The sequence below is a fragment of the Pararhizobium antarcticum genome (genome assembly GCF_001885585.1).
Taxonomy (GTDB): domain Bacteria; phylum Pseudomonadota; class Alphaproteobacteria; order Rhizobiales; family Rhizobiaceae; genus Pararhizobium; species Pararhizobium antarcticum.
Genome location: NZ_LSRP01000022.1, coordinates 1 through 2,841 on the forward strand (window position 1 = coordinate 1; position 2,841 = coordinate 2,841).

Consider the following 2,841-nt stretch of genomic DNA (forward strand, 5'->3'; position numbering starts at 1 on the left):
GTTGTATATCAGCCTCAAGATCACCAGATGCAAGCTGCCGCATTGATTTGGCCATGTTCACGACGGCGCTGGAGATCGAGCGCCCGACGATTGTTGCGAGAATGATCAGGAGGACGGCCATCGCAGCCACGGACGCTAGAACGATAGTCGTTGTACGCTCAGAGCGCGCTTTACTCTCGGCCTTTTTACTGACAGACAGACCTTCAACTTTAGCAATGAACGTTTGAAGCGTGGGTTCAAGCGCTGCAAAACGATCCGAGATCTCTTTCCTGAGGGAGACCTCTCGGCTTGTTGCATCTGCATAGTCGACGAATGCCCGGCCATAGGTACTCAAAGGCGCCAGGACCTGTGCCTTTTTCGCTTCGCCACCGAAGGCATCTGGCGATAACGAAGCCAATCTGGACAGCGCGTCCTGATGGCTGACGAGGTATTTTGGATCGCGACGAAGGATGAAATCTTTTTCCTGTCGACGTAACGTGAGCATCTCAACCATTGCCGTTGGAGCTGCATCTTCCTTCAACAAAGTCTCGACGTCGTGGACGGCTGCTCGGAGAGAGCCTTCAAGGCCCTCAGATGGCGTCAGACCAAGTTCTTTGTTCGCATCCACTAAGCGGGCGAAAACCGCTATGTATGCCTGATAGCCAATCTCGATCTCATTCAGCAAGGGCGCAAATGCTTGAGCGTTTTCGTCAGATCGTAGCTCAGTGATCAGCTTCTGTGCCTTGAGAGACATCGCCTGATGTTTGGCGACCGATCCATCGTCTTTGCGGAGAAGGAAGTCTTTTTCGTATCGTCGCAAATGCAGGAACTCGTTGTCGAGGTCGAGAGTGGCGCCCTTGAGGTCGGCATACTCCTCGATGTACTCGGCATAATCTTGCGAGACCGAGCGCTCAATGAGAAATATTGTACAGACTGCACACAGGCAAATAACAGCGACGGCGGTCAGTATAATTGTCCTGTGAGCAACTTTTATTTTCTGCAGGATGTTCATGTCCAGTGTCCCGGCTAGCGATTGTGAAGCAATTGTGACAGTGAGTAATTTACGATCTGTGAAGATAAGATGTAGAGGGCACTCACTCTGATTTTTTATGGCTCGGCGGCGCATGATTATGGTCTTTGCCCGCACGTTCTTTTCTACAACGAGCGTCGACGGCGCTCGACGTTACCACATCCGCGACCGCGATTTTTGCCCCTGCTTCCTTCAGGTCTTCGCCGTGGCTTTCATCGCGTATGATGATTGTCACCTGCTGGCCTTCATCCAGCAGAGCGCGCGCCGTTGCCGATCCCACCTGTCCGGTTCCACAAAGTATCACATACATCCCGATCTTCCTTTCCAAACTCGGACCAAGATTTACCAGACGGGTTTGCTAGAAAGTGTCAGGAACTTCCAGTCAGACGTTCGCGTGGGGTTGGCGCAACCTCAGCCCAACACCATATCCAGCATGAGAATAATGCACGGTTCCTCCAGCGTCAGATCGCCTTTTATCGGCGAGCCGCGCTCGAACCCAGTCGGCGTGCCAGATAGATTTACCGCCGCTCACATTTCATACCATTTGACAGTTTGTATTAACATCCATACAACTACTTTAGCGGCTGGAACCCGCCTCTGGCAGAACATTGCAATTCGGTCAGTGATGGAGCCTGTTAAAATTGGAAACCGTACATCGACAAGGAGGTCTTGCATGAATCATTCGATCACTCGAGCATTTGCAGGTGGAGCGCTTATATTGGCGGCGACGTCTTCGCTGGCCTTCGCCGAAACCACACTGAACACGCTGTTCATGGCGCAGTCCGCCTATAGCGAGGCAGATGTACGCGCCATGGTGGACGAATTCACCAAGGCAAACCCAAACATCAAGGTGAGCCTTGAATTCGTTCCTTATGAGGGGTTGCGCGACAAGACAGTGCTCGCCCAAGGCTCCGGAGACGGCTACGATGTCGTGCTTTTCGATGTCATCTGGCCTGCTGAATATGCAACCAACAATTTGCTGCTCGATGTCACGTCACGAGTGTCAGAGGAGGCGAAGGCTGGTGTGCTACCGGGAGCTTGGACGACCGTTGACTACGACGGCAAACACTACGGCATGCCCTGGATCCTCGACACAAAGTATCTGTTCTATAACAAGGATATCCTTGCCAAGGCAGGAATTGCGGCGCCGCCCAAAACGTGGGAGGAATTGAACCAGCAGGCGCAGATCATTAAGGACAAGGGGCTCCTCACCAGCCCTATCGCCTGGAGTTGGGCGCAGGCCGAAGCAGTTATCTGTGATTACACGACGCTTGTCTCGGCCTATCAGGGCAGTTTCCTCACGGAAGGCGCTCCGGCGTTCCAAAGTGGTGGCGGTCTCGATGCGTTGAACTACATGGTCGAAAGCTACAAGTCCGGCCTGACCAATCCGAACTCGAAGGAATTCCTTGAAGAAGACGTTCGCAAGGTTTTCCAGAACGGCGACGCGGCTTTCGCGTTAAACTGGACATATATGTATAACCTTGCCAACGACCCAAGTCAGAGCAAGGTCGCTGGTAATGTCGGCGTAGTCCCTGCGCCGGGTGTTGCGGGCAAGTCTGAGGTTTCGGCAATGAACGGCTCGATGGGGTTAGGGGTTACCACGGCCAGTAAACATCCGGATGAGGCCTGGAAACTGGTCGAGTACCTGACGTCGCAGCCGGTCCAGAACAAGTATGCGAAGCTAAGCCTGCCAATTTGGACGTCCTCCTACGACGATCCGGCGGTAACGGCGGGGCAGGAAGTCCTGATCGCGGCGGCCAAGGTCAGCTTGGCTGCAATGTATCCGAGGCCAACGACACCAAAGTACCAGGAGCTTTCCGTCGCCCTGCAAC

At 53.6% G+C, this 2,841-nt stretch carries 2 protein-coding genes and 1 pseudogene; 1 reads left to right on the plus strand and 2 read right to left on the minus strand.

The window, feature by feature from the left end; all coding sequences use genetic code 11:
* A pseudogene (locus tag AX760_RS02865) lies at nucleotides 1-991 on the minus strand (hypothetical protein); the annotation flags it as partial.
* Nucleotides 992-1,073: 82 nt separating this feature from the next.
* Entirely contained in the window at nucleotides 1,074-1,319 is a 246-nt protein-coding gene (locus tag AX760_RS02870; RefSeq protein WP_071831323.1) for an NAD-binding protein, read from the minus strand.
* Between the two features lie 363 nt (nucleotides 1,320-1,682).
* Between AX760_RS02870 and AX760_RS02875 the strand changes: the two genes are divergently transcribed.
* Nucleotides 1,683-2,841: extracellular solute-binding protein (locus tag AX760_RS02875; protein WP_071831324.1), on the plus strand; the 1,159-nt coding region annotated here is incomplete at its 3' end.